Origin of the sequence: Parasphingorhabdus sp. (assembly GCF_036964565.1) — a bacterium.
GTDB lineage: Bacteria > Pseudomonadota > Alphaproteobacteria > Sphingomonadales > Sphingomonadaceae > Parasphingorhabdus.
Genome location: NZ_JBALTN010000005.1, coordinates 163,010 through 187,538, shown reverse-complemented (window position 1 = coordinate 187,538; position 24,529 = coordinate 163,010). Strand labels below are relative to the sequence as shown.

The window sequence follows — 24,529 nt, the reverse complement described above, 5'->3', positions numbered from 1 at the left end:
AATGCTCGGCGTCCCAAAAGTGCTTTGTCAAAATCGCTTTCCTGCATTTATATAAGCAATACCGCGGCAAGACGGTCGCGTTCGCGCTCAGCGTTTTCTTGTTCGGTTTTTTGTGTGCCTGAATGACACTGACCGTCAGCTACTGCTTCAGCTACGCACGTTACTGACATTAAGGCGATCATTCACACCAATTCGACAGACGACTAGCGGATTGCTTTTGAGATTGGGACGATGAGCCAGATTTTGTTCCACGGATTGCAGACTGCTGTTTACCTGTAGTAGCGTGTCACGGTGCAATATCCGAACGCTAAGCGACGAATTGCACCGCATGAACCAGCGGCAAGCAGGGTCTTGGCAATTTTGCCTCCAGATAAATAAAAGCGGGCGGCCTCCGAAGAACCCGCCCGCCGTTCTTGGCATAATGCTTCGTAGTCAGTCAGGCCTCACGGCCGGTTCATCCGCAAATTTCAGCTGCAGCAGATATTCGCTGAGCGCTCGGGGCCCGTTCTGCCAAGCGCGCGTCCCCCAATCGCTCCACCGATCGACGCGGTGGCAAAGCCAGAAGTAGAACCGGTCCCGCGCATATTGATCCGGGAAGGTGAGCGACCACAATGTCCGGCGCAGCGGGATGTTTGGCCCCAGCCCATCGCCGACAAGCCTAATGGCATTAAACTTGCCGATCATTACCCGCTCGAACCGATATGGCAGCTGACCTGCATAACGCTCCAGTTTCTGGAGCGCTGCTTCCCATTCAAGCGTCATGGCTTCCGGGTCGAGCCCATGCCACCGCTCCAAAGTCGGCAGACCAACCGGCAGCGGCTGGTTCCTCAGGCTGCGTGTGTTGGCGAGCATCAGCAAGATAGCAAAAGCTTCCGGCGTGAGTTCCGTAGATTGGGAACCGCCCCGGACATAAGTCATGAGCTTCTTGTCGATCAGCCAGCTTTGGTAGAACCGGGACCTGTCGTAGTCGCCGAAAAGGTCGATGGCCTTCTCCTCAACCCGAATGATCCGGCGTTCCGTGATGACCAGAAAGGTGAGCAGGAACTCCAGTTCGAGATCAATATACTGAAGCTGCTCGGGCATCGCCATATTGAAGCGCTTGACCCAAAGGCACTCACGAACAGACGCCCACCCGCTGCCATCTTCATCGATCAGAACCTGATCGCCTGTGGTTTCACCGGGAGCTGCCATCCAGTATCCCCAAGGCAGATTGGGATTGCGGCGTTTTTCGTATGGAATGTTCTCGTCCATTTCACTTCTCCCCTGCATCGAGGCCGACCGGCGGCACGGTAAAGCTGCTTGTATCGATGGGAACGCCCGAACCCGTTTCGCCACCGGCCGCAGCCAACTGATGCGCGAGATTTGTGCACTGGGTGAACACGTAATCCTCGCCGCGATAAGTCTGCCCGTTTTCAGCCGACATATGGATTTGGTAGCAGCCCGGAACCAAATCATAGGATTTGTCGCATGCGAACCCGAACCACCATAGTTCTTCACTGAATGGAGGATGCTCCTGCTTGCCGTGCGGATGGCGGACCCTTTGCGGGGGCTGCCCTGAAACATGGCAGACAGAAACGCGTTCGTCCGCTTCTTCATCGCAGGCCGCGCTGTAGTTCAGGCCGCCGTGAGGCTGAATGCCAAGGTCTGCCGGAACAGCGCGGTAGTCGTAACCGAACAGAGGATGCTCGGTGTTCACCGCGACATAGCCTGATAAAGTGCCTAGCCGGGCGCGGAGCATTATGCACGGCATACCGGTGGCTTTATCGATCCATGAAAGCTTGTCGGGTTCATCGCGCCACGGCCCCTCCTTTCTTGGCTGACGCGAGGGAACATGGAATAGCTGGGCCGGGACGATGGAAGTGCCCGCGATTTTATAAGGCTTGTTGGGCTCGCCCTTTGCTGGCACGAGATTATTGGTTGGCTTCTTCGCCATGATATATTTCCTTTAGATATGAAAAAAGCCGCAGCGACGGAATTTCGAGCGACTTGGTTGATGATGTGTGCAGCGTTTTGCCCGCTGCTGGTTCTTGGTGTGTTTGCTACATAATATCTGCTCCTGCTATTATTGATTGATTGGTGATGCTGCGCGGCAGCCGACGCCGCGAAGGTCAGTGGCGGCCAAACGGGTCTGCCTTTGGTGGATATCCAGCGCAGGCGTTTAAACCTCGCATAGGCGCGTTCTTCTGACATGCTAAAGATCGAACGCAACGAGAGCGTTTTCGCTTTAGAGGAAGGATGGAAATGTCGTGCCATATGGTGATCTGCATCATCATATACGGTGATGTCTGGTGAATGTCCAGCATTATATCATCATATATGATGATGCCCGCCATTACAGCCGGTGATAGAAGTTTTACAGTTTGAAATTTCCGTCCTATAAGATCGGCATGACAGAGAAAAACAAGAAGTCCGATCCGGCACATCCAAGCGAAAAATCCTGGGAGGAGCTCGTCAAGAATATCTTGCGTGCTGAAATGATGCGGAGAGGCGTGTCTTACGCTGTCCTTGCCGAGCGCCTTGCAAGCTACGGCATTGAAGACAACGAACTCAATTTACGGAATAAGGTCAGCCGAGGTCGCTTTACGGCTGTTTTCCTCGCGCAGTGCCTGAAGGCGCTTGATGTTGAGTGGATCAATATTCCCGCCTCTCTGGAAGAAGCCACCGGAAAAACCGGAGCGCAGTCTTTAGCGAAGAAGCCTTCCAAGCCCGAATAAATATAAGTTGTTTGGGAGCCAGTCGTTAAGTGCCCTGGGTTCGTAAATCCGCAACATTACAATTCTAAGTCCGCTTTGCGCCCCAACTTCCGACATAGCAGCTCGATTTTTTAGCCCCTAATAGCTGACGCTCTTCATGGCCATTCCGGCCAAGGAGAAAAACAATGGGACTTTCAAAATTCGATCCGGCAGCGAGAAACCGGGCGCCATGGAAATTTGGTGTCAAAGTTGGCCCGAAGAGGCCTTTCACACAGAAGCAAATATGGGCGATCAGGTTCTTTCTCGATCGCGAACAGAGACTGCGAGACAGGGCGCTGTTCGACTTAGCGATCGACAGTAAGCTGAGAGGTTGCGATCTTGTTCAGCTTCAAATCGGCGATTTGGTCTCAGGGCCGAACATTAGAAATCGAGCGGCAATTACCCAACAAAAAACCGGACGTCCGGTCCAGTTCGAAATTGCTTCGGATGCCAGAGGAAGCTTGTTTGCTCGGTTAGAACGGCGTGGTGGCTCAATTGAGAACTATGTCTTTCCAAGTCGGGTAGATCACATGCGACATTTGAGCACTCGGCAATATGCAAGGCTCGTTGATGAATGGGTTGAAGCCATCGGACTTCGAACGGAGGAGTATGGGACTCACTCGCTGAGGCGAACCAAAGCGTCGATCATTTACAAGGCGACAGGTAACCTGCGAGCAATCCAGATCTTGCTCGGCCATTCAAAGATCGAAAACACGGTTCGCTATTTGGGTGTCGACATAGAAGATGCTCTCACTCTGGCTGAAAAAACAGAGATATGACCATGCTCGGACACCAGTCACTTACGGACTGGTGTCCGCTTTCGAGGAGTTTGCCGTCCGGCTGCTTTTATTTTCCATCTAATCACTTCGAACGGCCACAGTTGGGTGGTTTTGTGACAGTCCGCTATCGGGAGACCAGAAGCAATAGCGGACCTAGCGCGGTGAATGCAGATCGCCCGCTTCGCGTAATCACAGCAGACATTATCTTGTGGCTGCAACTTACCGAAAACGAACATTAGCTTTGCCGTCTTCGGAAGTTTTCAACCGGGTGGCAAGAAGCCTTTTCGGTTTTTAAAAAGTGAAGTGAGTAATAAATCGGTTGCATCTGGCGTGCGTGCAATTTTTGACCCTATTCCTGGTCGCACCAACATCCCGAACGGAGGCTCTGGACATATGGCTGCGTAGTCGGTTTATCCCTTAATCGCATAGAACCGTGTGACTTTTTTTCGACAGCGCCACCACAGGGATTTAATTTCTCCCCGCTCCCGTATCTGGCGCGCCGCCGACTGCCTGATACAGGCCGATGATCGCGTTGATCTGGTCGGCTTCCAGTTGCACCAGTGACAGTTCGACGCCGAGCAGGCTGCGCTGGGCGTCCACTTGCTCGATATAGGGCGTATAGCCTGCCCGGTAGCGGTTCCGCGCGTGCCGCAATGCATCGGCCACCGCGGTGCGCTGGGCCTCCACGGCGCGTTGCTGGTCACCGAGGCGGGCGACGACTGCTAGCCGGTCCTCCACTTCGCGGAAGGCGTCCAACACGGTCGAACGATAGGCGAAAGCAGCCTGGTCGCGCCTTGCGGTTGCGGCGTCAAACTGACCCTGCAGCCGGCCGGCATTGAAAATCGGCGCGAGCAGGCTGCCACCGATCGACCAGATCGAGATCGGGTCGGCCAACAGATCGGAGATTGCTGCGCCCGCCGATGCGCTAAGGCCAAGGCTGGGCATGAAGCCTGCCCGTGCCGCTCGCATTTGCGCGTCGGATGCTGCCAGTTGATATTCTGCCGCCGCGATATCGGGGCGCAGCCGCAGCAGCTGCGATGGGACAATATCGGGAGCGGGTGGTTGCTGCAAATCCGCGAGCGAGCCTCCCCGAATTATGTCGCCCGGCATATCTCCTGTCAGCACGGAAAGGGCATTTTCCTGTCGGGCGATTTGCGCTTCGATCTGCGGCACCAGTTGCGCCGTCGCCTGATATTCCGCCTGCGCCTGACGCCATTCCAGCTGCGATGTATAGCCGACTTTCGCCCGGTCGCGGGCGAACTTGAGCGCCTGACTGCGCAATTCTAGCGTATCGCTAAGGACCTTGCGCCGGGCATCGAGCGCCAGCAAGCTGACATAGCCGCTCGCCGTCGCAGCACTCACTGAGAGCAATGCGGCTTCTCTGCTTGCCTCGCTTGCCGCGACACCCGCTTGCGCCGCGTCGATATTCGCACGGTTTTTGCCGAAAAGATCCACTTCGTAGGATGCGCGGAAAGCAGGTTCTGCAACGAGCGAGTTCTGCCCCTGGCCAAAGGGCGACACTTCCCGCCGTGCGCCTCCTGCCACCCCGGCTTCGAGCGTCGGCAATAACAGCGAGCGTGACACCGCTTCCGTCGCCCGGGCTTCCTCCACCCTTGAAGCGGCCAGTAGAATGTCGGGATTATTCTTACGCGCCTTCTCGACCAGCGCCACCATCCCGGCATCACCAAATCTTTGCCACCAGCTATGCTGAAGCTTTTCTGTTGCCGGAAGTTCGGTCCGCCATTCGAGCGAGGGTTGCACGGCGGCCGACGCAGGCAGGGGGAGCTGCGTCGGCGCACAGCTGGTGAGCGTGAGAGCGCCAGCCATTGTGGCTGCAGCCAGAACGAGACGGGATGGAACGGTCATCAGGTCACCGCTGCTTATTTGTATGCACGGTGGCAATGACCGACATGCCCGGGCCGAGCCGCTTGACCAGCTCCTGATCAGCATCGAATTTTATGCGCACTGCGATGCGTTGCGGGACCTTGACGAAATTGCCGGCACCGGTATCCGGCTTGACCAGACTAAACTCGCTGCCCGCAGCTGGCGCGATGCTCTGCACCGTTCCGGTCAGTTCTGCTCCGCCAAGCGCATCAACCGTCAAGCTAGCCCGTTGGCCGACGGCCATTTTGGCGGTCTGGGTTTCCTTGAAATTGGCCGTAACCCAAAGGTTGTCGGGCACGAGATACATCAACTGGGTGCCGCCAGTTACCAATTGGCCCAGACGCGCTGAAATTTCGCTCAGCCGCCCATTGCGGGGCGCACGGATATTGGTGCGGGACAATTCGATTTCTGCCAGCTCGACCGAGGCATCAGCGCCTTGAACCTGCGCTTCGAGAGCGCCGCGTCCGACCTGAACCGATCGCACCTGCTCGGCCGCAATCGCGCGCTGTGCTTTGGCCTGCAGGACGCCCGCTTCTGCCTGTTTCAGCGCTGCCCGCGCCTGATCCCTTTCGCGGAGCGACACCGATCCTTCGCCAACTAGCTCTGCAATCCGCCTCATATCGGCCTGCGCTTTCTGCAAGCCTGCCTGGGCAGCGGCAACAGAGGCATCTTGCAGACGCATCTGCGCTTGGCCTGAACGCAGGCTCTGCTGGCTATTGGCAAGATTGGCGGCCTGGGCTGCTGTATTTGCTCGTCCCTGTTGCAGACGCTGGCGATAGGGTGCCGGGTCGATCCGGGCGAGCAATTGCCCTTTCGTGACTCGCTGGAAATCTTTCACCGGCACTTCGGTCAGATAGCCGGAGACTTGGGGACTAATCACCGTTGTCATCCCGCGGACATAGGCATTGTTGGTGGTTTGATTGCCGCTGTTGAACGGGGTTAATCCCCAGGCAAAAAGTGCTATCAGAACGCCTGCAAATATCACGATTATGCCCAGCACGAGCTTTTTGCGGGAGACGTTGGGTTTCCAGCCACCTTCCTCTTCGACCTCCGCCTTTGATGGCTCTGCAGGGCTGGACACAGGTTCCGTTTCCGGGCTCTCGGCGTCTGGCTTGTCATCATTGTTCTGCTGATTCATCGCTTGCTCCTGGCGATCATATTCTCAAGAAAGACGAGTTCCTTGCTCAGTGGGTTGCGTCCGCGGATGCGATTCATGATCCACGGCACCAGCACCACGACAAATGCGATGGTAGCAAGAGTCCCGATCAGGAAAAACACATCGTTGAACGCCAATACCGCGGCCTCACGACCGACTTCCTGAGTGATCCGCGAAGCAGCCGCCTGCTGTTGTAGCACGGGATCGGAAATTGTCGCCGCAAAACGTGCTGATATCTGTCCAATCTCGCTGGAAAGCTGCGGGTTGGTCGCGGTTAGCGTGGCGCCGGCGTCGATCAAATGGGTTTTAAGCCGGATCGTGTGGAAGGCGGAGAGCGCCGAAACGCCTGCGAGACCACCCAAGGTCTGCGATAGGGAAAAGACCGCAATGAAACTAATAACATAGGCCGGGCCCGCTGCAAGGGCGCGCAACATGCCTTCCATCATCACCGGACCCATAGCGAAGACCGCAGCGAAGCCGATGGCGGCCTGAGTCCAGTAAAGGTCGCTAGGGCGGGACATGATCCCGGTGCGGGTATCCGCGAAGGCGGCGATCGCAATGACCAAGATGGCAAACAGGATCGGCCGGGTCAAGTCTTTCGGGTCCAGGCGGACGAGCGACAAAATGCTGCCGGCAACGGTTGCTCCGGCCAGCATAAAATAATAGCCGGTCAGTTGCTCATTGCCATAGCCGAGCGCCGAGAAAAGGCCGCTCGCGCCAAAGCTTTGCTCGGCGACAAGCACCCGCACTCCCGCACCAGTGATCGCCAGAGACAGGATCGCCCGGCTCGATAGCCAGCTCGTGTTGAGCATCGGGCTTCGCCGGTTCATCTCGATTAACAGGCAACCGCCCAGACAAAGGATAGCGAGCGCCAGGGCCCACCCAAGCCAGCTGGCGTCCCACCATTGAATGCGTCCCTGAATCAGGAAAGCGAGCAATGCTGCTACGCCGATCAGGAACAATGTGATGCTGGGCAGATCCAGCTTCTCGAATGTCTTTTTCCGAAAGCCGATGGGAAGGCGCAAAAGATAGACCGCGCCGAGCGAAATTATTGACAGGCCAAATTGCAGCTGGAAAGCGAGGCTGATATTGCCGTCGACCAGCAGATAGGGGGATATGGCGCGCGCTAGCGGGAATGCGGTCTGGACAAGTCCGATACCGAGAATGAGCGCGCCGATCCGGGCGGATGCCGGCAATCCCTGCATCAGATAATAAATCGACAGCGCCGACAGTCCGCTGGCGGCAATCCCGGCCATCGCTCGCGCGCCAATTTCGGGATAATAGCCGAGTTCCAGCACTTGAATAAAATTCGCCGCGACAAGGCCGATCATCGCATATTTCACAAACGGCTGGATGCCGAATTCTTGCCGGATGCGGAACAGCAACATGCTCATGCAGGCGTAGGTCGAATAAAAGGCGACACTGATCCACCCGGCCTGGACCGGGGTCAGCGCCATTTCGCCTTGAAGCGCGGCGGTGTTGGCCAGCAGGAAGCCGTTCTGGGCTCCTCCGACGAGCCCGAGAAAAAGGCCTATCACCAGATAAGCGGCTTTACGGCGTGCTGGATGATCCGGGTTGGCCGGCGATCCAGGCAGGATCGGCAATTCGTGCTGCTTGAACTTATAGCCTGCACTATCGTCGGTCAGGCCGGGTTTGTCAGGCACCGGTCTAGACGGACTGCATCAGCAGAGCCTTGCCCGTCCATTCACTGTCGTCTACCGCATTTGCCAGCACCGCGGCGACATCGCCTCGTGCCGCTTTGCCTTTTGGATCGACATCATCGCCAAATAGCATATCGCGGCTGCCGTCGTCGTCGGTCAGGCTGACGGGGCGAACGATGGCATAGCTGAGGCCGGAGGCCTTCAGATGCTCGTCTGCCTCATGCTTGGCTTGCAGATAATGCGCAAGATCGCTCTCCGGGTCGGGTTTGTCCGCGCCAGCGCTGCTCAGCATGACAAAGCGGGAGACACCTGCATCGGCAGCCAGATCGATCAGCCGTTTGGCTCCCTCGCGGTCAACTTTGTCGGTCATTTCAGGACCGGTGGAACCGCCGGATCCGGCAGCAAAGATTACCGAGTCACAACCATCGCAAACACCGCTCTGAAGGTCGGTCAAGTCACCCTGACGTTGCGACACGTCCTCTGGCAGAGCGCTGGTGTCCGAAGATTCACGGACCAGCGCAATCGGTGTATGGCCTTTTGCTTTCAATTGATCGACAAGCCGTAGCCCGGTTTTGCCGGTCGCACCGGCGATTAGGATATTCATAAGTCGCTCCGTTTTTTGTGGTCTACAGCAGGCGGAGTAGCTCGCGCGCAGCTTCTGCCGATGACGCGGGATTCTGGCCGGTTACCAGCTTCCCATCAATGACAACAAAAGAGGCCCAGTCGTCACCCTTGCGATATTCCCCACCATTTTCTTTCAGCATGTCCTCAACCAGAAAAGGCACGACATCGGTCAGGCCGACGCCTTCTTCTTCCGTATTGGTAAAGCCGGTCACCTTCTTGCCTGAGACCAGCGGCTTGCCGTCTGCATTTTTGGGATGTTTGAATATCGCAGGGGCGTGGCAGACCGCACCGACTGGACGATCACTTGCAGAGAAGGTTTCGATCAATGTCGTGCTGTCGCTATCCTCTGCCAAATCCCATAGCGGACCGTGACCACCGGGATAGAAGATCGCATCAAATTCGTCGGCAGAAATGGTCGACAGAACAGCCGTATTGGCAAGCTCCTTCTGTGCGGCTGGATCAGATTTAAAACGCTTTGTATCATCGGTCTGGGCGTCATCGGTGTCGCTCGACGGATCGAGAGGCGGCTGTCCACCTTTTGGCGATGCGAGCGTGATATCTGCGCCGGCATCCTTGAATACATAATAAGGCGCAGCAAATTCCTCAAGCCAGAATCCGGTTTTCTTGCCAGTGTCGCCGAGTTGATCGTGCGATGTCAGAACCATTAAAATTTTCATGATTTTTGCCTTAGTTTTTTGTTTTTATTGATCTTCGTCCAAACAACGCACGTCCAGAGGTTCGGTTGCGCGGTCGCGGCTCAAATTCTTCGAATTTAGGCTCAAGACCGCGCAACATATCGGACCGCTGTGTTATAAATAGGCTCCTTCGGAATAGGGGCGTTCATAACTATGGCTACGGGAGGCGGAATCGCACTTCGTATCAAATCCGAAACTGAAACGCCGATCCCGGATGAAAAGATAATGACAGACCGAGTTTCGGGTATGAGAGGTGCAAGCATCGCAGCGATTGCTCCGCCTTCCGAACCGCCGTAAATGATTAACTCGCCATTCCACCATTCTTCTTTGCGCAAATGCGCGAGTGTTTGCGTTGCGTCGAAAACGCGCTGATGAAGTGTATTCCCGCGCCAATAGGCATGTGAGCACCCATCCTCAAATCCGTTGGCAGTAATATTGCCATCGGCGATCCCATATTTCTCGATTGCCAGAACGGCCCGGCCCGGCGCCAGGACAGGTGGCTCCGTTCGCAGCCATTTTCGCTCGATTACCGGTCCGCATCCAGATCCTTGAAGCATCAAGATGAGACTTTGCCGTCCTTCTATAGCCCGGTTGAGTAGGTGATATGTGATGAGGCTCCCGTCAGCGCGCTGCAAGCTGTCAGCTCGGATTGGCGACGTGATGAACGCAGCCAATGTAACAAAGAGGGCGGCACGAATAAGCGACACAAGCATTCTCCCGCGTCTGCTTATAGCAAAATAGCGTGAGCAAGGGAACGTCCGCAAGTGGGGCGCTTGCCGACCGGATGCTTTTATTTCACCATGGTTGCTATCTAACGTCGTAAACTGGGTGGGAAGCGGTCGTTGAGGATACCGAATTCTGTCGACTGTATTTTCCAGCAACCGGACACTATCAAATAGGTTTTTCTAACATGACTAATCGTGGCCGGAGCCATTGACGATGGCAATTTTCTCTGCGGACGGCATATCTACATCATCCAAGCAGGCGAAATTAATGCAAATTTGTTCAGGATCGCGTCTCCGCTTGTGGTGCGTATAAACCCCACAATTCTTGCAAAAAAAATGCTCCGCAATCTTCTTGTTCCACTTATACGATAGTAGGTCATCAATCCCTGAAGTGAGCCTGAATTGGCTCTTGTGTTCCGCCTTCATGACTATCGCCTTTTTTTGGCATAGAGAGCAATTACACCGATAGATATCCTTGGAAATATCATCCGATCTAAATTCGAATTTTACGTTTTTGCAATGGCAAGAGCCAACATAGGTTTGCATAAAAAGAAGCTCTCCAGTTTAACGATTTGCTGCAGCTATCATCACATTTTGCTGCAGAATAGCAGAAATGGAATTGTGTCTGCTTTAGTGCTCACCGCGGACATTGAAGCAGGATACAGCAAACGACCGCAATTGGGGCGTTTGCCGACCAGCCGCTTTTATTCCCATTTAATCAGCTTGAATGACCGAAACTGGGTGGAAAGCGGACATTCGCGGGATCGCATGATCGAGGTCCGCTGGGTTTAGAAGCAGACCCATGCCTGACGGATCAGGCAGGAAAATGAATTCCGCACAGTTTGTTGCCGTCGGGATCACGAAAATAGGCCAGTTCGATGGTGCCCATGGAGGCCGTTTCGCGCGGTCCTGGCGGAGCTTCGATCGAGGTTCCGCCAGCGGCAACGGCGGTATCGTGAAGCTGCTTCACCTGCTCGGGCGAGTCGCAGGAAAAGGCGACTGTGCTGCCGTTGGCAGCGCTTGCCGGTTCGTCGTTGATCGGCTGGCTGACGATGAAGTTGGTTCCGTTGCCGTTATTGTAGATCAGACGGGTATGGCCGCTGTCGGCGATGTTCCGCGTCCCTTCCCCTGCACCCAAGGTGCCGAGCACCGTGTCGTAGAAGCGCTTGGATCGTTCAATGTCGTTCGATCCGACCATGGTGTGAAAAAGCATGCATACTCTCCTGAATACTGATCGACTTCCGATCGCCATTAGCGGTCTCACCTAACAGGCACGTAACCCGCTGTCACCCCCGGCCCTCGGAATGCCCGCTACTGGGGCGCTTCCTGCCGGTCTGCTTTCATTTCAACAAGGTCGCAGCCTTATGTCGCTAACTGGGTGGTTTGCGGAAGGTGCGGTTTATGGTGCAAAAAGCGACAAAGCTGACATTTAGACGATCGATCTTCAGCGGATCGAACACGCAGCTTGCGTTAAACTCACTTTTGAACTCTCAAGGCCCATATTCTGCATTGCCGCAGCGCGTGTCGCACCTGCAGGCCGTCAACTTCGGTTACTTACATCGCGGGTGACCAATTGACATTTTCGACTTGAACAACATCACGACTTTCCGCTGACGGTTGGCATTAAACAGATATTGCAGCAGCTATCCTGAAAAAACGCGCCTAATAATTGAAGTTCACACCTTTTATAAGCTTAGCTTTAGGCAATTCCTCCAAATCTTTGCTTCTACATCAAACCGGATAGTGATTGACGGCTGGCACAAGCTAATTCCGTAAATTCTCCAATAGCCTCACGGTTGAATGTCAACCAGCGTGGTATTGCGAATAGCGGCACGGTTGGCATATTCTTCATCGACATCAACGCCTTCGTGATAATTGTTGATATAGCTAACGGTTCGGGCCGAAGCAGCGCCAGTTCCACGCGCTCGACCGCAGGACTGAACGAAGCGTTCCTTATAGCGATCAATGATCAAGTCTGCCTCGTGACCATCCCTGCTTGCGGAACTCCACGATGGGGGGCCGTTGACGGTAATGACATTGGACAGACATTGCGGCTGCGAGACGTCTGAATCCTTTAACAATGGCACGACATAAAGAATGAACTGCAGCGGACGATTTGGGAAAGACTTGGCTGCGTTGCCGGACCCTTTGGAAGTCGATCCAGTATTCTGTGTTGCGGCGTTTCCGGAAACGGCACTATTCTGTGCGGACACTGGATTGACAGAACTGGTTGCGGGCTGTGTAGTTGGGGACGCGTTCGACGGCTTGGCGTTGCTGGTTTGCAAGGCTCGCATAGATGCCTGAAAGGCCGCTTCTGATCGAGCTGCCTCTCGCTCGTTTGCCTCGCGTTTGCTTTCATATTCGTTATAGACCTGCTGCGCACCATCTTTGGTGCCAAGCACGCGCGCGCCAGCCACTATTCCTTCTGCTGATCCACCCGACAACGCTCCGCCTAGTGCAGCGCCCATAAGAATGCCGCCGATGCCGCCAGAACCGGATTGTTTGGCTTGAACTTTTGACCGCTGGTAATCTGCTCGCGCTTGTTCAAACGCCCCGACCTGTTCAACAAATGTATACGTCGCGTATGGAGAAGATCGGGCAGTGTCGCTTGCTTTATATTGCGCCATTTTAGCTCCGTCCGAACTATCAGAAATCACAAGTTGTTGGCTTGGCCCGTAAACCCATCCGTAGCCCGTTCCAGTCAACGTGCCATCGGGGGCAATTTGAAAGACAGCTTCCTTCCCGGAATAATAAGTCTTGCGGGTCAACTGTCCGGGCTGTGGTCCAGGTTTCCAAAAAAATCTACCAACTTCGATGCTCCCCGGAGAGCTCCATTCCTCAAAAATACCAACGATTCCTTCGGGATTTTTTCGCCAAGAAAACCTTACAGCAGCAGGCTTAACTTGGTTTTTCCACGTCCACTGTGCTTTGAAGTCTCGATCAACTACAACGGGGACACCATTTTGTAGCGGTATGAAATTGATTAAAGCGCCCCAAGCTGTGCGCAATGTATCTTCCCGCGCGTTATTTTCCATTGTGCGGGTCGCTGCAGCTGCTTTTCTTTTAATCTGTATTTGCTGAACTTTGCCGAGAGCTTCAGTCCTGAGCGCTTCATATTGCTGCTTTGTTACTCTTGTGTTTTGGAATTCCTTTATCTCTCCAGTTGCAGTCGTTTCCTCGCATCGGAGCAACTTCTCATTACTCGACATTCGGCAAGTCGATAGTTTTTGTCCATCTTCGGAGAATAGTTCGTATCTATCTGGCGAAGGCAATTCGACCCTGTATCGAACTGTCGACTGAAACAAGTCGTCTGGCCCCTTATAGTCCGCCGTGACCCTCGAGTTATCCACTGATCGGCGAAATTTTGCCGAATACTGGCCTTCCTCTCCCTCAATCAAAGATATGATTTCCACGCTAATCTCTTCAGCTTCAAGCGACCAAAAAAAGCGAACGATACTTCCACTTGAATCATACCAGTATGAATTCGGCAGCGTCTGGAGCACTCCGAATGGCTTAGCGGGATTACTGGTATCGTCTGCCCACGCATTGGTGGATGAGCAAAATATTATTGCGGAAAGAATTATACTAAAAAATTTCATTACCTAATTCCTCAGAATCTGTGCTTCGATATCAAACCGGATAGTGATTGACGGCTGGCACAAGCTAATTCCGTAAATTCTCCAATAGCCTCACGGTTGAATGTCAACCAGCGTGGTATTGCGAATAGCGGCACGGTTGGCATATTCTTCATCGACATCAACGCCTTCGTGATAATTGTTGATATAGCTAACGGTTCGGGCCGAAGCAGCGCCAGTTCCACGCGCTCGACCGCAGGACTGAACGAAGCGTTCCTTATAGCGATCAATGATCAAGTCTGCCTCGTGACCATCCCTGCTTGCGGAACTCCACGATGGGGGGCCGTTGACGGTAATGACATTGGACAGACATTGCGGCTGCGAGACGTCTGAATCCTTTAACAATGGCACGACATAAAGAATGAACTGCAGCGGACGATTTGGGAAAGACTTGGCTGCGTTGCCGGACCCTTTGGAAGTCGATCCAGTATTCTGTGTTGCGGCGTTTCCGGAAACGGCACTATTCTGTGCGGACACTGGATTGACAGAACTGGTTGCGGGCTGTGTAGTTGGGGACGCGTTCGACGGCTTGGCGTTGCTGGTTTGCAAGGCTCGCATAGATGCCTGAAAGGCCGCTTCTGATCGAGCTGCCTCTCGCTCGTTTGCCTCGCGTTTGCTTTCATATTCGTTATAGACCTGCTGCGCACCATCTTTGGTGCCAAGCACGCGCGCGCCAGCCACTATTCCTTCTGCTGATCCACCCGACAACGCTCCGCCTAGTGCAGCGCCCATAAGAATGCCGCCGATGCCGCCAGAGCCATTGTTTTTATTTTTTTGTTTGGCTAGCATCAATCCGTCATAAGCCCGCTTATATTCTCCAGTCTCGACTTGGGTCAGTGTCTGCTGCCATGTTATTTCACCGTCGTTACCACGACCAACAAAATCCAATCCAACGGATGTTGCGTTTATGGTGACATTTTTTTTGCCATAAGCTTCTCCGTATCTGAGCTTACTTTGCACAGTTCCATCTGAATTAAACGAAACCACATCAGCTTCAGCGTCACCGCCATATCTGCGCATAATTTGGTTTGTTTTCGGGTCCACATACCATAGCCACCAACCATACCAGCCTATTGCAGGATCTAGATCAACGTAGCTCTCCACCATGGAGAAACCGCGTTTTTGGTCATTTTTCCAATATATGGATGCTAATAACTCACGATTTTTTGAACCAGGCCGCTGGAGTTTTACAAAAAAATCGCGTTTTTTATATAAAATTTCGTTGCGACGGATTTCCAAGGCATTTCCTTCAACAAAAACACCCCAGCGCTTTTTTATTGCAGCGATTCTAGAATTAACCTCGGCCTGATTTTTGCTGACATTATTTGATGAAATTTGTTTTTTATTGAAAAATATTTCGTTGTTTACTGCAGTCCAATTGTCCAAATCCGCAGTTCCAGCCTTTTCGCATATTAGCGCGCTGGTTTTTGCTTCTAGCCAACAGCCGCCTAGAAAATTGTCATTGAGATCATATGAAGCATATGCGTCAGACCGGATCAATTTTACCGATCTGCGATCCTGCAATTCCGGCCCTTCAAATGATAAAATTTTCTGCCCATCCAGGCTAAGTCGATATTGCCTTACATAGGTTTCTGTCCCTTTGGCCCATTCCATCACCAGTATTTGACCCGGAGACTTCCACGAATAATGCATCAAGGATCCATCCGAAGCTTTCCATGTGCGATCCGCGAGCCGGGCGAACACGCCCCAGGAATCTTTTTCTTCAGCTGGGGCGGCCAGCCCTGCCGTTGAGAAGAAAATAGTGAAGGCAGTTCCGATTGCTGCAATCAGTTTCATAGCGCGTCCCCGATAAATGAATCACCGTGATATGTTGTCAATGCTTGAAGTATATTTTCGGGTAATCTTCTCTAATTGCATGATAATCAAGAATGATTTTTACGGGTGTTGTTATGATTTGTCAGTCTCTAGCTAGTCAACGAAATCTAATGCGGGTGTGGCTTAAGCCATGCATGATCCAAGGTCAGCTTGCGGGAAGCGAAATCGCGCTCAGGAATGTCCACTGTTGGGGCGGTAGCTGACATTACAATCGCTCCGCGTTTAACATCTGCTAGTCGGGCCGACTGCCCAAAACCGGACAGTCCGCTATCGGCCCATTTCCTGACGTTCAACCTTCATATCTCGATCATCCCAATCGAATGCGGATTTAGACTTTCAACGGAAAATTACGGAGTAGCGCTGGCAGTTCGATTCTCGGCGCCGCTACCGATATCGAAAGTTCACAGGAATGAACACTCAACCGACTTGAGGGCCGTGCAGGCTGCTGTCGCACGAATTTATAATGCGCGGTGATGTTCCCTCGCTGCTGCGACATTTCTAGCCAGATAAAAATTTTGCAGCAATTCAGATTTACGAGCCACGTTTTTCAAAATGCTACCGGGCGCAGGTCATCAATCCGGCGCCAAGCCTGAAAGGCCGCGACGAGGTTCGCCTGATCCGGATCTTCAGCGAGACAATTGAAGACCCAGGAAAGCCACAACGCCTGTGCGTGGTCTGCTGCTCGCCTCGATTTTTCTGATGGCCCGGCCATCTCGGACGCCACAGGGATGCCAAACAGTTCAGCGCTGACCCTGACATATTGATCTTCTGTCCGGTGAACATGGATCTTGCGGTGGAGACCCAGATTGAAAATCGGAAAAGCTTTAAGAACATCATCAGCAAAGTCGGCTTTGTGTCTTGGCCGGTGCGACCAGCCCGGAGCTTCCAGAATGGCGCAAACGCAGTCGGTTTGTTGATCAAGCAGCTTCGTCATTTCCAGCAAAGGAGCGGTTCGCGTCTTTCTCGGATATGTGTGATGATGGCGCGTGAACAATATGTCATCACCAGGCTGGAAATTGACTTCGAAGGCACCAAAGGCGCGTATGAACCGCTCCGTGTTGCGGCGATAGGGATGATAGACGATGGAGAAGGTGATGATCCTCTCCGAATATATGGGAAGTTTCATAAAAATTATCCTGAAATGCCAAGCGGGCGGTCATCCGAAGATGCCGCCCGCTTGGGGTGTGGTTAGAAGATATTTGTAGAGCCGGTCGCCCCTAGAGGCCTGCCCGTGATCACGCCGGCTCGACTTTCAAAATGTCTACGCCTGTGATGGAGCGTAAGGCTGAAGCTACGCTGCCCGGTAGATCGGGCAGGTATAATTGGCCGTGCTATCTTTGAGCTGAGCCCAGGGCTTGAACGTTCGCCTCAGAAATTCGCTGTCCGGGTTCGCGCTCGTCGCTGCATTTGCCAGCGCCAAACTGCATGCTGGAATGGCGCAGCGGATCAGTCCGTGGGATTTGAGATGGCGGAGCATGATGATCGCCGTCGTCATGACATCAGCCAGCACCTGCTCCTCGACGTCTTCCCATTTCCCCTTCTCGACCAAGTCGCCAATGGATTTGGACGGCGACGGCTTTGCCGGTATCGAGCAAGCTGCTGCATATTCCGGAAGATGGACGGATTCTGTGCGGATAGAGACGGCGCCGCATAGATCAATCCTGCGGTCAGAGATTGGCGATAGGTCGCGCAGCTGCCCGGGCATGATCAGATCAAGCTCACCAGCGGTTCGTCGCAGAACGGCGAGATCTTTATGCTCCCCGCCCCATGTCACCAGCACAGCGCCTGGCTCCTCGTCCAAAGCATCAAAGAAAGCAGAGACCATTTCCTTTTCGCTGTGGTCATCGGCAGAGAGAACTACCGGACCTTCAATCTCGGGAGCGTCCGAACCCTGCTTGAAGCGCATCACGCACCAGGAAGCTGCTGCGATGCGGTGGAAGGGCCAGCGGATCTTTTTTTCGGCGTCTGTGCCTTCCGCTGTGCGATATCCGTTATAGCGGTCCCGGTCATAGCCATATTCAAAATCAGCAACGATATAGGTGCGGGTTCTATTTTGATTGCCTGCACTGCCGCGCGCTGAAAATAGATTGGCTTCGCGTGCCAGCTGCTGTTCAATTTCTGTTGGATTGGTCATGAGTTTACTTCTTTCATAAAAAAAGCCCGCCGAAAGGCAGGCCATGTTTGTTGAGGTTCGTGATTGATTTTACCGGTGTCGCTCAGTTGCGGTCATTGTTTTAGCGCCGAACAGCGGAAGCCCCTCGGTTCGGAACCAGCTGCGTTCAGAGGCCAGCTTTTCCTCCGCCATCTCTTTGCACCAGACGCGGCGCCCCGCATCCCACCGATAAGCTCGAGCCTTGAGCTTGTCCTTTGCAGAATATGGCGCGCGTAAAGCTTCCACGAGCACGGTGGACGTCTCGGCGGCTTCCAGCAGCCGCTGGAGATGAGTCTGGACCGGACTGTCGCCCGGACCCCGCTGGCGCTGCTGCAGCAACCAAAACAATGACCAGACGTCTGCCTCAGCCCGGTGTGCGTTGGTAAACCAGCCATGCTGCCAAAGCAGATATTGCTAAGATCGTCCTTCGTAGCCAAGCTTGAGCCAGTCGATCTCGCTACAGGAACAAGCCCAGGCTTTGCCTTTCAGCCCTGGGTAGCGCTGCTCGATCCAGGCGAGATCAAATTTTGCGTTCTGGGCGACCAGCAGGTCCGCTCGATCGAGAAAGCCGAATGCTGCTGCATCATCAATCTGCTTGTGGGCCAAATGGTGATTGGCAAGACCGGTTATCAACGTGATCTCCGGTTCCAGTTCTACGCCAGGATCCTGCAGCCAGCTCACCGGTCCCATGTGCCCGGTCACCTCTCCGTCGCCATCCACCCAGACAAGCATGATCGCGAGTTCGATCAGCTTGTCTGCTTGAACGTTCAGCCCCGAAGTTTCTGTGTCCAAGATTGCAATGCATCTACCATCGGGCGGCACGCCGTCTTCTGGCATATGGGAAAAGCGGTTCGGGACAGCGCGCAGCACGCGGTAGGCTTCTTCACGGTCAAGCCGTCTGGCGATTTCCTCCAGCTTTGGTTGGTTTTGTATCATGTTCATTATGGCTACTCCTGTTGGGAAACCGGCGAGGCTTTGCCGAGCGCTACTGCTCTTTTTTCCTTCACCTGCCGGCTTCACCGGCAAGGCACTTCAATGTTCTTTTTTCTTCTGGAGGATTTTACAAGCTGCGGATGCTTTGCACCCCGCAGCGCCCAAGGCACCAGCAAGTGCCGCCCAAGGTCATGGATGACCGCCCAAAGACCATCGCTGGTCTTTAAAGGAGATCTCAATCTCTTTTGGCGAAAAGAGTTGTGATAGAGAAAACATCGACGTGAGAGCGAAGCGATCTACATCCGGAAACCAAAGGTTGAAGGACGCAACAAAGTCCTTTGCTCCGGCGGTGCTAAGGACTTTGTGGTATTGCGCCTGCAAAAAGGGGTGAAAGGTAGTGCACCCCTTTTTGTGGTATTGCGCCTCGGAATTTGAACATCCCACATAGGCAAATATTCACGATATTATCCACCGATTGTTGGTAAAATCGACCGATTTTACACTCTGGATACGATGTCGTGTGTGACACTTCGAATAGTCATTTCCATATATTGACCTTGTATGACACTTCGCCGCAGGTCGGACGAAACCGATTTTGCTCACTATTGACGCTTCGACCGGGGTATGACGAAGAATTTGAAACGATAATGACACTATAACGGTGGCCATATATCGGCGTGACACTTCGATAGCATTGAAACGAAAAACTGTGATAATGCGATAATTATATCGAAAATTGGGTAAGTGACACTTCATACGCCTGAGATATTCTGACCGAAACACCTGACACTTTGAACATAGTTGGCAAAAAGCCATGCCGTGTCATTGACAGTTCGAACAGGTAGTTTTGCCGTAAATTGGCATCATTTGACACTCTGAACATCCTAATACGCTGCAAATTGCCGCGATGACACTTCAAGCAGAGTGTCTCAATATCAATGATTTCATGTTCTATTTACATGTCCGACGTAGTTTGCCCTCAATACGGGGCAAATTGACAGTCCGTCACGCTGAAATTTGGTATTTGAGCGTTGCAATAACCGGCCCGATATATGGCGGCTAGATATGGCGAATAGGAGCTTAGGGCATGACGGACGATGACAAAAATGCAGGTAAGCCCGATAGCAAGCCGCCCAAATCAATCGATAATGATACCGGGGAATCTATAGAAAATAACGCAGGTGGATTGTTCGATTCAGAGCTATCGAATGAAGGCGATAACGAAAATCTGAGCAGTTCTTTGGACGATGAAACATCAGAAAATGCGGCTTCTACCACTGCCGATATTCGCCGGGATCGCTACCGCCGTCGCCGCGAACTGAAAGCATTTCTAGACGAAATTGGCGTTCCCCCGGCAAATGCATTGGACGCGTTACGTGAGATCGACAGGCTTATCCCTGACCCGCTATCGTTGAGTCCGGGCAAGTCTTTGGAAGACAGAATAGTAGAAGCCGACAAGGACTTTCAGCTTATCCGCTCTTCGCTCTTTCAGGCATCCAATCGCACTATGGATTTTGATGCGCAGGACGATATCGATCGCCGCTTTAGGGATAATGCCAGCATCTCGAAAATGATCAAATCGGAGCATGGCTTGCTTCGTTCCATCATGGTCAATGACCGCGTAATGTCTGGATATGCGGTGCGTCTGGCTGAGCATGAAGCAGCGCGTGCGTTTATGTTGCAGGAACTTGTCCGGCGCCGGACCTTGGCGGAATCATGGCGTTATTCTATTCCCAAATTTTTGCTTCCCTTGTTTGCTGCTTTCCACGCTGCAGGTGTTCGGCGAAATGATATCAGGTCTGGCTCGAAGCTGATGTCTGCCATCATAGACCTGCTGGTCGGCACTACCAACGGTGAGGCAACACGCTCCAAAATTGAAAGCGCGATGCAGCAAACAGAAGATCAGTTTGCTGCATTGTTAACATCAGAGGTTGAGCCATTTGGTGCTTTGCAAGACATGGACGCTGGCGATAATTCTCCCATGGAGGGCGCATCCGAAGATTTCAAAACCATGCAAACGAGGCTTCGTATGGCTCTGGAGAACGCCAATACTGCTCTGGTTGGCCTTGAAAATGACCAGGATGAAGCTCTGGAAGCCGCCGCGCTGGAGATACGGGGATATCAGATTGCTCTTGATATGAATGGCGGGATGAACAGCTCTGGCCAGCTGGTTTTTGAGAGCATTGAGGACTTTATGCGTCACCCCGAATTGGCTCGCAAAGGGGGTGATGATAACCCAGCCGCGGACGAAATTCTGGAAAATTCGGCCGAAGATTCTGTTGCTCAGGCGGTTGAATTGACCGAAGATACAGCGAATAAGAATTTAGCTCTAGCATCAGGTGCCATGCCTTTGCCTATTGGTGAAATTGACAACACGTTGGTTTCGGAATCGTCTGATGCGAATAATTCATCCGCCATAGGCGTTGATTTACGAACAGATGAAGGCCCTCAAAATCCTCGGGTCAAGCCTACGGAATCTTTGCCAGTTAATGAGCCTATGGCTCATCAAAGTTCTCCAGATCTCACGTCCCGCATGCGGACTTCGGATGCTGATTTTTTACCGTCACCCACCGGCATACCTGGTCCCGCGTGGCCAGATGAGTTTGACGATCTTCGAGTAGAGATTGCGGATAAGCATCGTTCCAATGGCTTTAATCGTTCCAAAAATAACGAACATCCGTTTGCGGGCTGGGTCTATTGTCCAGCCGAGCCTCCATTTAGCAACATGTCTACTCGCCCGATCGCTCAGGTAATTTCTCATGACGAGAAATTGAAAGCGGCCGATCTTTCACGGCTGGAGATGTGGAGTCCAAGCTATCGGGCTTCCATCGTAGACGGCCGGTCATCAGTGCTGGGATTAGGGCATGAGCTGATGCTGCCTCCGCATTCATCATTGGACTGGTATGGGGACCAACTGGGCTGGCAAGATGCAGACAAGAGCAAGATATCAGCCTTTGGCAGGCCGTCAGATCCTTCCAGCATTCGTCCGAACGGTGATCCACAAATGCTCATGAAAATGCTGCGGGCTAATGTGAATTTGCGATTGAAACAACTTTCCGAAACAAGGGGTGACGGGTTCTTCGAAGACCAGAAACGTTTGGCTTTAGCAACTGAAGACCTGGCTCGCTGGTGGGCCTTTATTCTGATTGTGCGCCACGATCCGGATATGTTTGAACCGGTATTTGGCCCGGGATATTTTCATGGTGTAGAGGCACCTGACTTTTTTCTCGATGTAGAGGAAAAGCCCGTGTTTGGTCCTTCTCATATTCGTTTATCTATGGCGAAAGTCGATGAGATCGAGGCCGGGGAGAACGCAGATGCGGTGCTGGCATCCTCAACATATCATGACTATTTACGGCGTCGTATTTCAAGTCCGATTTAGCGACAGATGAACGGGCCGAACAAATACTTCGGAATTTTAAGTCGGGATAAAGTCGGTTTTCTGTCCCAAACGCACTTTCAAAAAATCTCTCTGAAGTTGGACCTTAGAGAGATTTTTGAATTGGCCGTCACTCCCTGTGACATTAGCCAAAGCCAATATCAGGTTCTTGGCCAACAGGAGACTGTCTGCTTCCGGTGGTCGATCCGTCGAAAGCAGTCATTCGGCCATCGGTCTGACACCGCATCAGCGTTTCGAATTATTCCCCCAGAATTTTTAATTACTTGATAAGCCACCATCCGCTAAACAGTGCAATGCATGGGAAGCGGGGTGCAATGAACAATCCGATAGAAGCATTGCGCAGGCGTCACACATTGGCGCGGAGAACATATGCCTTCCTTACCACGGGAGCGCTTATCACTGGTGCAGGCGCTCTTGCGGGTTCGCTATCGTCTTACTTTACGGACCTGTTCGCCCTCAGCATGGGGGGCGCTGCGCTTGTGCTAGGTTCGGCGGGCGGCGCCGCCGCGCTCGTCCGGCACAAGGCTGAAAGCCGGATAGAGCGCTTTGAGGCGGCCGAGATTGTCGTGCAAGATCTGTTCCATGCAGGGTCCTCGGAGGAGATTCTAGATCTGCGTGCCGATCTCGATGCGCGGGCAATAGCCGAACCCGCCGTGACTTATCTGCTGAGCCTGCACGACCGCGAAATTTTGAGACATTTGTCCAGCGTCAGTGACCGTGAGGTGCGGCGCGAACGCGAAGCTGCTGTCAGGCAGCTTTGCGCACAAGCGGGCGCCAGCCTGCGCAAGCAGATCGAGGCAATGCGCCAGGTCGATCCCTTCTTGCGCGCGAAACGGGCCTTGCGCGACGCGATCCGGTCCATCAGTGAACAGAAAGCGGCAGCCCAAAGGCAGATCGACGAGGCCATAGCGAAAAGTATCCTTAAGTGGCGCAAACAATGGTCGCGCCCTGATTTCACTGAGGTCGATGCGAAGATCGCCGAACTCGAACACGCCTTGCGCACGCTCGAACATTCACCGAAATTCCGGCAAGCCAATCAGCGTTTCGCGGAGCTTGCCGATCTGGTAGAGAGGCGGGCGCGGGACGTCGAAATCCTCGCGCTGACCGCCATCCCGCAATCGCGCGAAGAGGCTTTCGACAGCGACTGGGTCGTCAAGAACGCGCTCTATGTCTCGGCGCTGTCCGTGCCGGTATCGGCTTGGGGCGATCTATCGCAAGCGTCCGACATCTTCGCGAGCCTGCGCGATGTGAATGACCATTATGCAGGCATGGGCGATATGGACATTTGGCTCGACACGCTGATGATGCCGAGCGAGCAATTGGCCGGATTGGTTTCCCTGACCAAGGGGGCCTATTTCGAAGAGCTTGTCGAAGCAAAGTTTGGCGGAGAGCGTTTCGAGCATTTCAACCACCCCGACACGGATATCGTGATCGACGGGATCGAATACCAGATAAAGGCGACCGACAGCGCCAGCTATATCAACAGCGTGGCCGACCATATCCCGACCATTGTTACCTCGGAAAAAGCCGGAATTACGGACTCAATCGACGGTGGCTACACCAATGAAGCTCTGACCGATGCCGTCGAGCTAGGCCTCGGCGGACCGATCATCGATTTCAGCGATACCGCACTGGATGCGGTGTTTTCGAGCCTCGGCTTCATCAGCATCGTCGGGCTAATCAAAGGCATAGCGCGCGGCGCAAGTATCTATCGGGAAACGGGCGATGCGGTGGGGGGACTGGCAAGCGGCGTGGGCGTGGCGTTCGAGGAATCGGTCTGGGCCGTCATCAACATTCTCGAGCTTGCTACCCGCGGCGTGCTGGCCGGCGTGAATTCAAAGCCCGCGAGCTATCTTGGCGGGAAACTTGGCGACTTGTGGGGAGAGGCAAAGCGCAGTTATACCGGCGAAAGGGAAGGCGACTATGGGTCGGGAGCGCGGCAGCCACGCGGTGAATCATCCCGCTGAAACACAGCGCGGTCAGTGATTCTATTCCTAGGCCAAGTTACCCGCTTGATCAGTTATCTGGACAAAGTTGCGAAAAGCGGCCGCGCAACCATCGGCGATGTTTTTTTATCCGCTATCCTCACGACAGGGCCTCCGTTGCGCGAACTGTCATCCGAATGCATAAGGACGAAGCGAGGAGGTTTCATGATCTATTGCTGAGATCCGGATGTCGCCTCGACGAAATCCATAGCCAGGCGGCGGTTCGGTCCGCTAAAATACGTCTTGGCTCACCATCTCATATGGACCGCGGCATATTGCGCGCGCTAATTTTTGTCACTGCTATCGAGGCTGCTCAGCACAATTGCTTAGGT

The 24,529-nt window shown here is 53.5% G+C and carries 20 protein-coding genes; 5 read left to right on the top strand and 15 right to left on the bottom strand.

What is annotated here, in order from left to right:
* Window positions 1–432 precede the first annotated feature (432 nt).
* Together V7650_RS08665 and V7650_RS08660 are read right to left on the bottom strand one after the other, a co-directional pair.
* Window positions 433–1,251, bottom strand: a complete 819-nt coding sequence (locus V7650_RS08665; RefSeq protein WP_335655834.1) for a hypothetical protein — start codon at window positions 1,249–1,251, stop codon at window positions 433–435.
* A 1-nt stretch (window position 1,252) separates the two neighbouring features.
* Window positions 1,253–1,933 carry a hypothetical protein gene (locus V7650_RS08660; protein ID WP_335655833.1) on the bottom strand — a complete coding sequence of 227 codons (681 nt, stop codon included), beginning with the start codon at window positions 1,931–1,933 and terminating at the stop codon, window positions 1,253–1,255.
* Between the two features lie 454 nt (window positions 1,934–2,387).
* Here V7650_RS08660 and V7650_RS08655 point away from each other — a divergent pair, with 454 nt between their 5' ends.
* Both V7650_RS08655 and V7650_RS08650 read left to right on the top strand, forming a co-directional pair.
* Window positions 2,388–2,714 (top strand): DUF6471 domain-containing protein, encoded by a 327-nt coding sequence (locus V7650_RS08655; RefSeq protein ID WP_335655832.1) that lies wholly within the window; start codon window positions 2,388–2,390, stop codon window positions 2,712–2,714.
* A gap of 164 nt (window positions 2,715–2,878) precedes the next feature.
* Entirely contained in the window at window positions 2,879–3,511 is a 633-nt protein-coding gene (locus tag V7650_RS08650; RefSeq protein WP_335655831.1) for a tyrosine-type recombinase/integrase, read from the top strand.
* Between the two features lie 468 nt (window positions 3,512–3,979).
* Here the strand turns inward: V7650_RS08650 and V7650_RS08645 are convergent, their stop codons facing one another.
* From V7650_RS08645 to V7650_RS08600, 10 genes are all read right to left on the bottom strand, one after another.
* Window positions 3,980–5,377, bottom strand: a complete 1,398-nt coding sequence (locus tag V7650_RS08645) for an efflux transporter outer membrane subunit (protein WP_335655830.1) — start codon at window positions 5,375–5,377, stop codon at window positions 3,980–3,982.
* Between the two features lie 4 nt (window positions 5,378–5,381).
* On the bottom strand, window positions 5,382–6,533 hold the full coding sequence (locus V7650_RS08640; RefSeq protein ID WP_335655829.1) for an HlyD family secretion protein: 1,152 nt from the start codon (window positions 6,531–6,533) through the stop codon (window positions 5,382–5,384).
* Window positions 6,530–8,215, bottom strand: a complete 1,686-nt coding sequence (locus V7650_RS08635; RefSeq protein WP_335655828.1) for an MFS transporter — start codon at window positions 8,213–8,215, stop codon at window positions 6,530–6,532. Before V7650_RS08635 ends, V7650_RS08640 begins: the two co-directional genes overlap by 4 nt.
* A gap of 4 nt (window positions 8,216–8,219) precedes the next feature.
* A complete protein-coding gene (locus V7650_RS08630) occupies window positions 8,220–8,816 on the bottom strand; it encodes an SDR family oxidoreductase (RefSeq protein ID WP_335655827.1) in 597 nt (198 codons plus the stop codon).
* Window positions 8,817–8,838: 22 nt separating this feature from the next.
* Entirely contained in the window at window positions 8,839–9,513 is a 675-nt protein-coding gene (locus tag V7650_RS08625; RefSeq protein ID WP_335655826.1) for a type 1 glutamine amidotransferase domain-containing protein, read from the bottom strand.
* 932 nt (window positions 9,514–10,445) lie between these two features.
* Window positions 10,446–10,802 carry a GFA family protein gene (locus V7650_RS08620; RefSeq protein WP_335655825.1) on the bottom strand — a complete coding sequence of 119 codons (357 nt, stop codon included), beginning with the start codon at window positions 10,800–10,802 and terminating at the stop codon, window positions 10,446–10,448.
* A 268-nt stretch (window positions 10,803–11,070) separates the two neighbouring features.
* Window positions 11,071–11,469: a VOC family protein gene (locus tag V7650_RS08615; RefSeq protein WP_335655824.1), complete on the bottom strand. Its 399-nt coding sequence runs from the start codon at window positions 11,467–11,469 to the stop codon at window positions 11,071–11,073.
* Window positions 11,470–12,046: 577 nt separating this feature from the next.
* Window positions 12,047–13,855 carry a hypothetical protein gene (locus V7650_RS08610; RefSeq protein ID WP_335655823.1) on the bottom strand — a complete coding sequence of 603 codons (1,809 nt, stop codon included), beginning with the start codon at window positions 13,853–13,855 and terminating at the stop codon, window positions 12,047–12,049.
* A gap of 90 nt (window positions 13,856–13,945) precedes the next feature.
* On the bottom strand, window positions 13,946–15,688 hold the full coding sequence (locus V7650_RS08605; protein WP_335655822.1) for a hypothetical protein: 1,743 nt from the start codon (window positions 15,686–15,688) through the stop codon (window positions 13,946–13,948).
* A 586-nt stretch (window positions 15,689–16,274) separates the two neighbouring features.
* On the bottom strand, window positions 16,275–16,661 hold the full coding sequence (locus V7650_RS08600) for a hypothetical protein (RefSeq protein ID WP_335655821.1): 387 nt from the start codon (window positions 16,659–16,661) through the stop codon (window positions 16,275–16,277).
* 42 nt (window positions 16,662–16,703) lie between these two features.
* Between V7650_RS08600 and V7650_RS08595 the strand changes: the two genes are divergently transcribed.
* Window positions 16,704–16,919, top strand: coding sequence for a hypothetical protein (locus V7650_RS08595; protein WP_335655820.1), 216 nt, complete (start codon window positions 16,704–16,706; stop codon window positions 16,917–16,919).
* Between the two features lie 99 nt (window positions 16,920–17,018).
* On the opposite strand, the gene V7650_RS08590 is transcribed toward V7650_RS08595, so the two are convergent.
* The gene (locus tag V7650_RS08590) at window positions 17,019–17,906 is read right to left on the bottom strand and encodes a hypothetical protein (RefSeq protein ID WP_335655819.1); all 888 of its coding nucleotides are present in this window, start codon (window positions 17,904–17,906) and stop codon (window positions 17,019–17,021) included.
* Between the two features lie 387 nt (window positions 17,907–18,293).
* Window positions 18,294–18,821: an exonuclease domain-containing protein gene (locus V7650_RS08585; RefSeq protein WP_335655818.1), complete on the bottom strand. Its 528-nt coding sequence runs from the start codon at window positions 18,819–18,821 to the stop codon at window positions 18,294–18,296.
* Between the two features lie 1,078 nt (window positions 18,822–19,899).
* Between V7650_RS08585 and V7650_RS08580 the strand changes: the two genes are divergently transcribed.
* On the top strand, window positions 19,900–22,194 hold the full coding sequence (locus V7650_RS08580) for a hypothetical protein (RefSeq protein ID WP_335655817.1): 2,295 nt from the start codon (window positions 19,900–19,902) through the stop codon (window positions 22,192–22,194).
* A gap of 623 nt (window positions 22,195–22,817) precedes the next feature.
* Here V7650_RS08580 and V7650_RS08575 read toward each other — a convergent pair.
* Window positions 22,818–23,225, bottom strand: coding sequence for a hypothetical protein (locus V7650_RS08575; protein ID WP_335655816.1), 408 nt, complete (start codon window positions 23,223–23,225; stop codon window positions 22,818–22,820).
* Between V7650_RS08575 and V7650_RS08570 the strand changes: the two genes are divergently transcribed.
* The gene (locus tag V7650_RS08570) at window positions 23,208–24,179 is read left to right on the top strand and encodes a hypothetical protein (protein WP_335655815.1); all 972 of its coding nucleotides are present in this window, start codon (window positions 23,208–23,210) and stop codon (window positions 24,177–24,179) included. The two genes, V7650_RS08575 and V7650_RS08570, sit on opposite strands and share 18 nt — an antisense overlap.
* The last annotated feature ends 350 nt before the right edge of the window (window positions 24,180–24,529 follow it).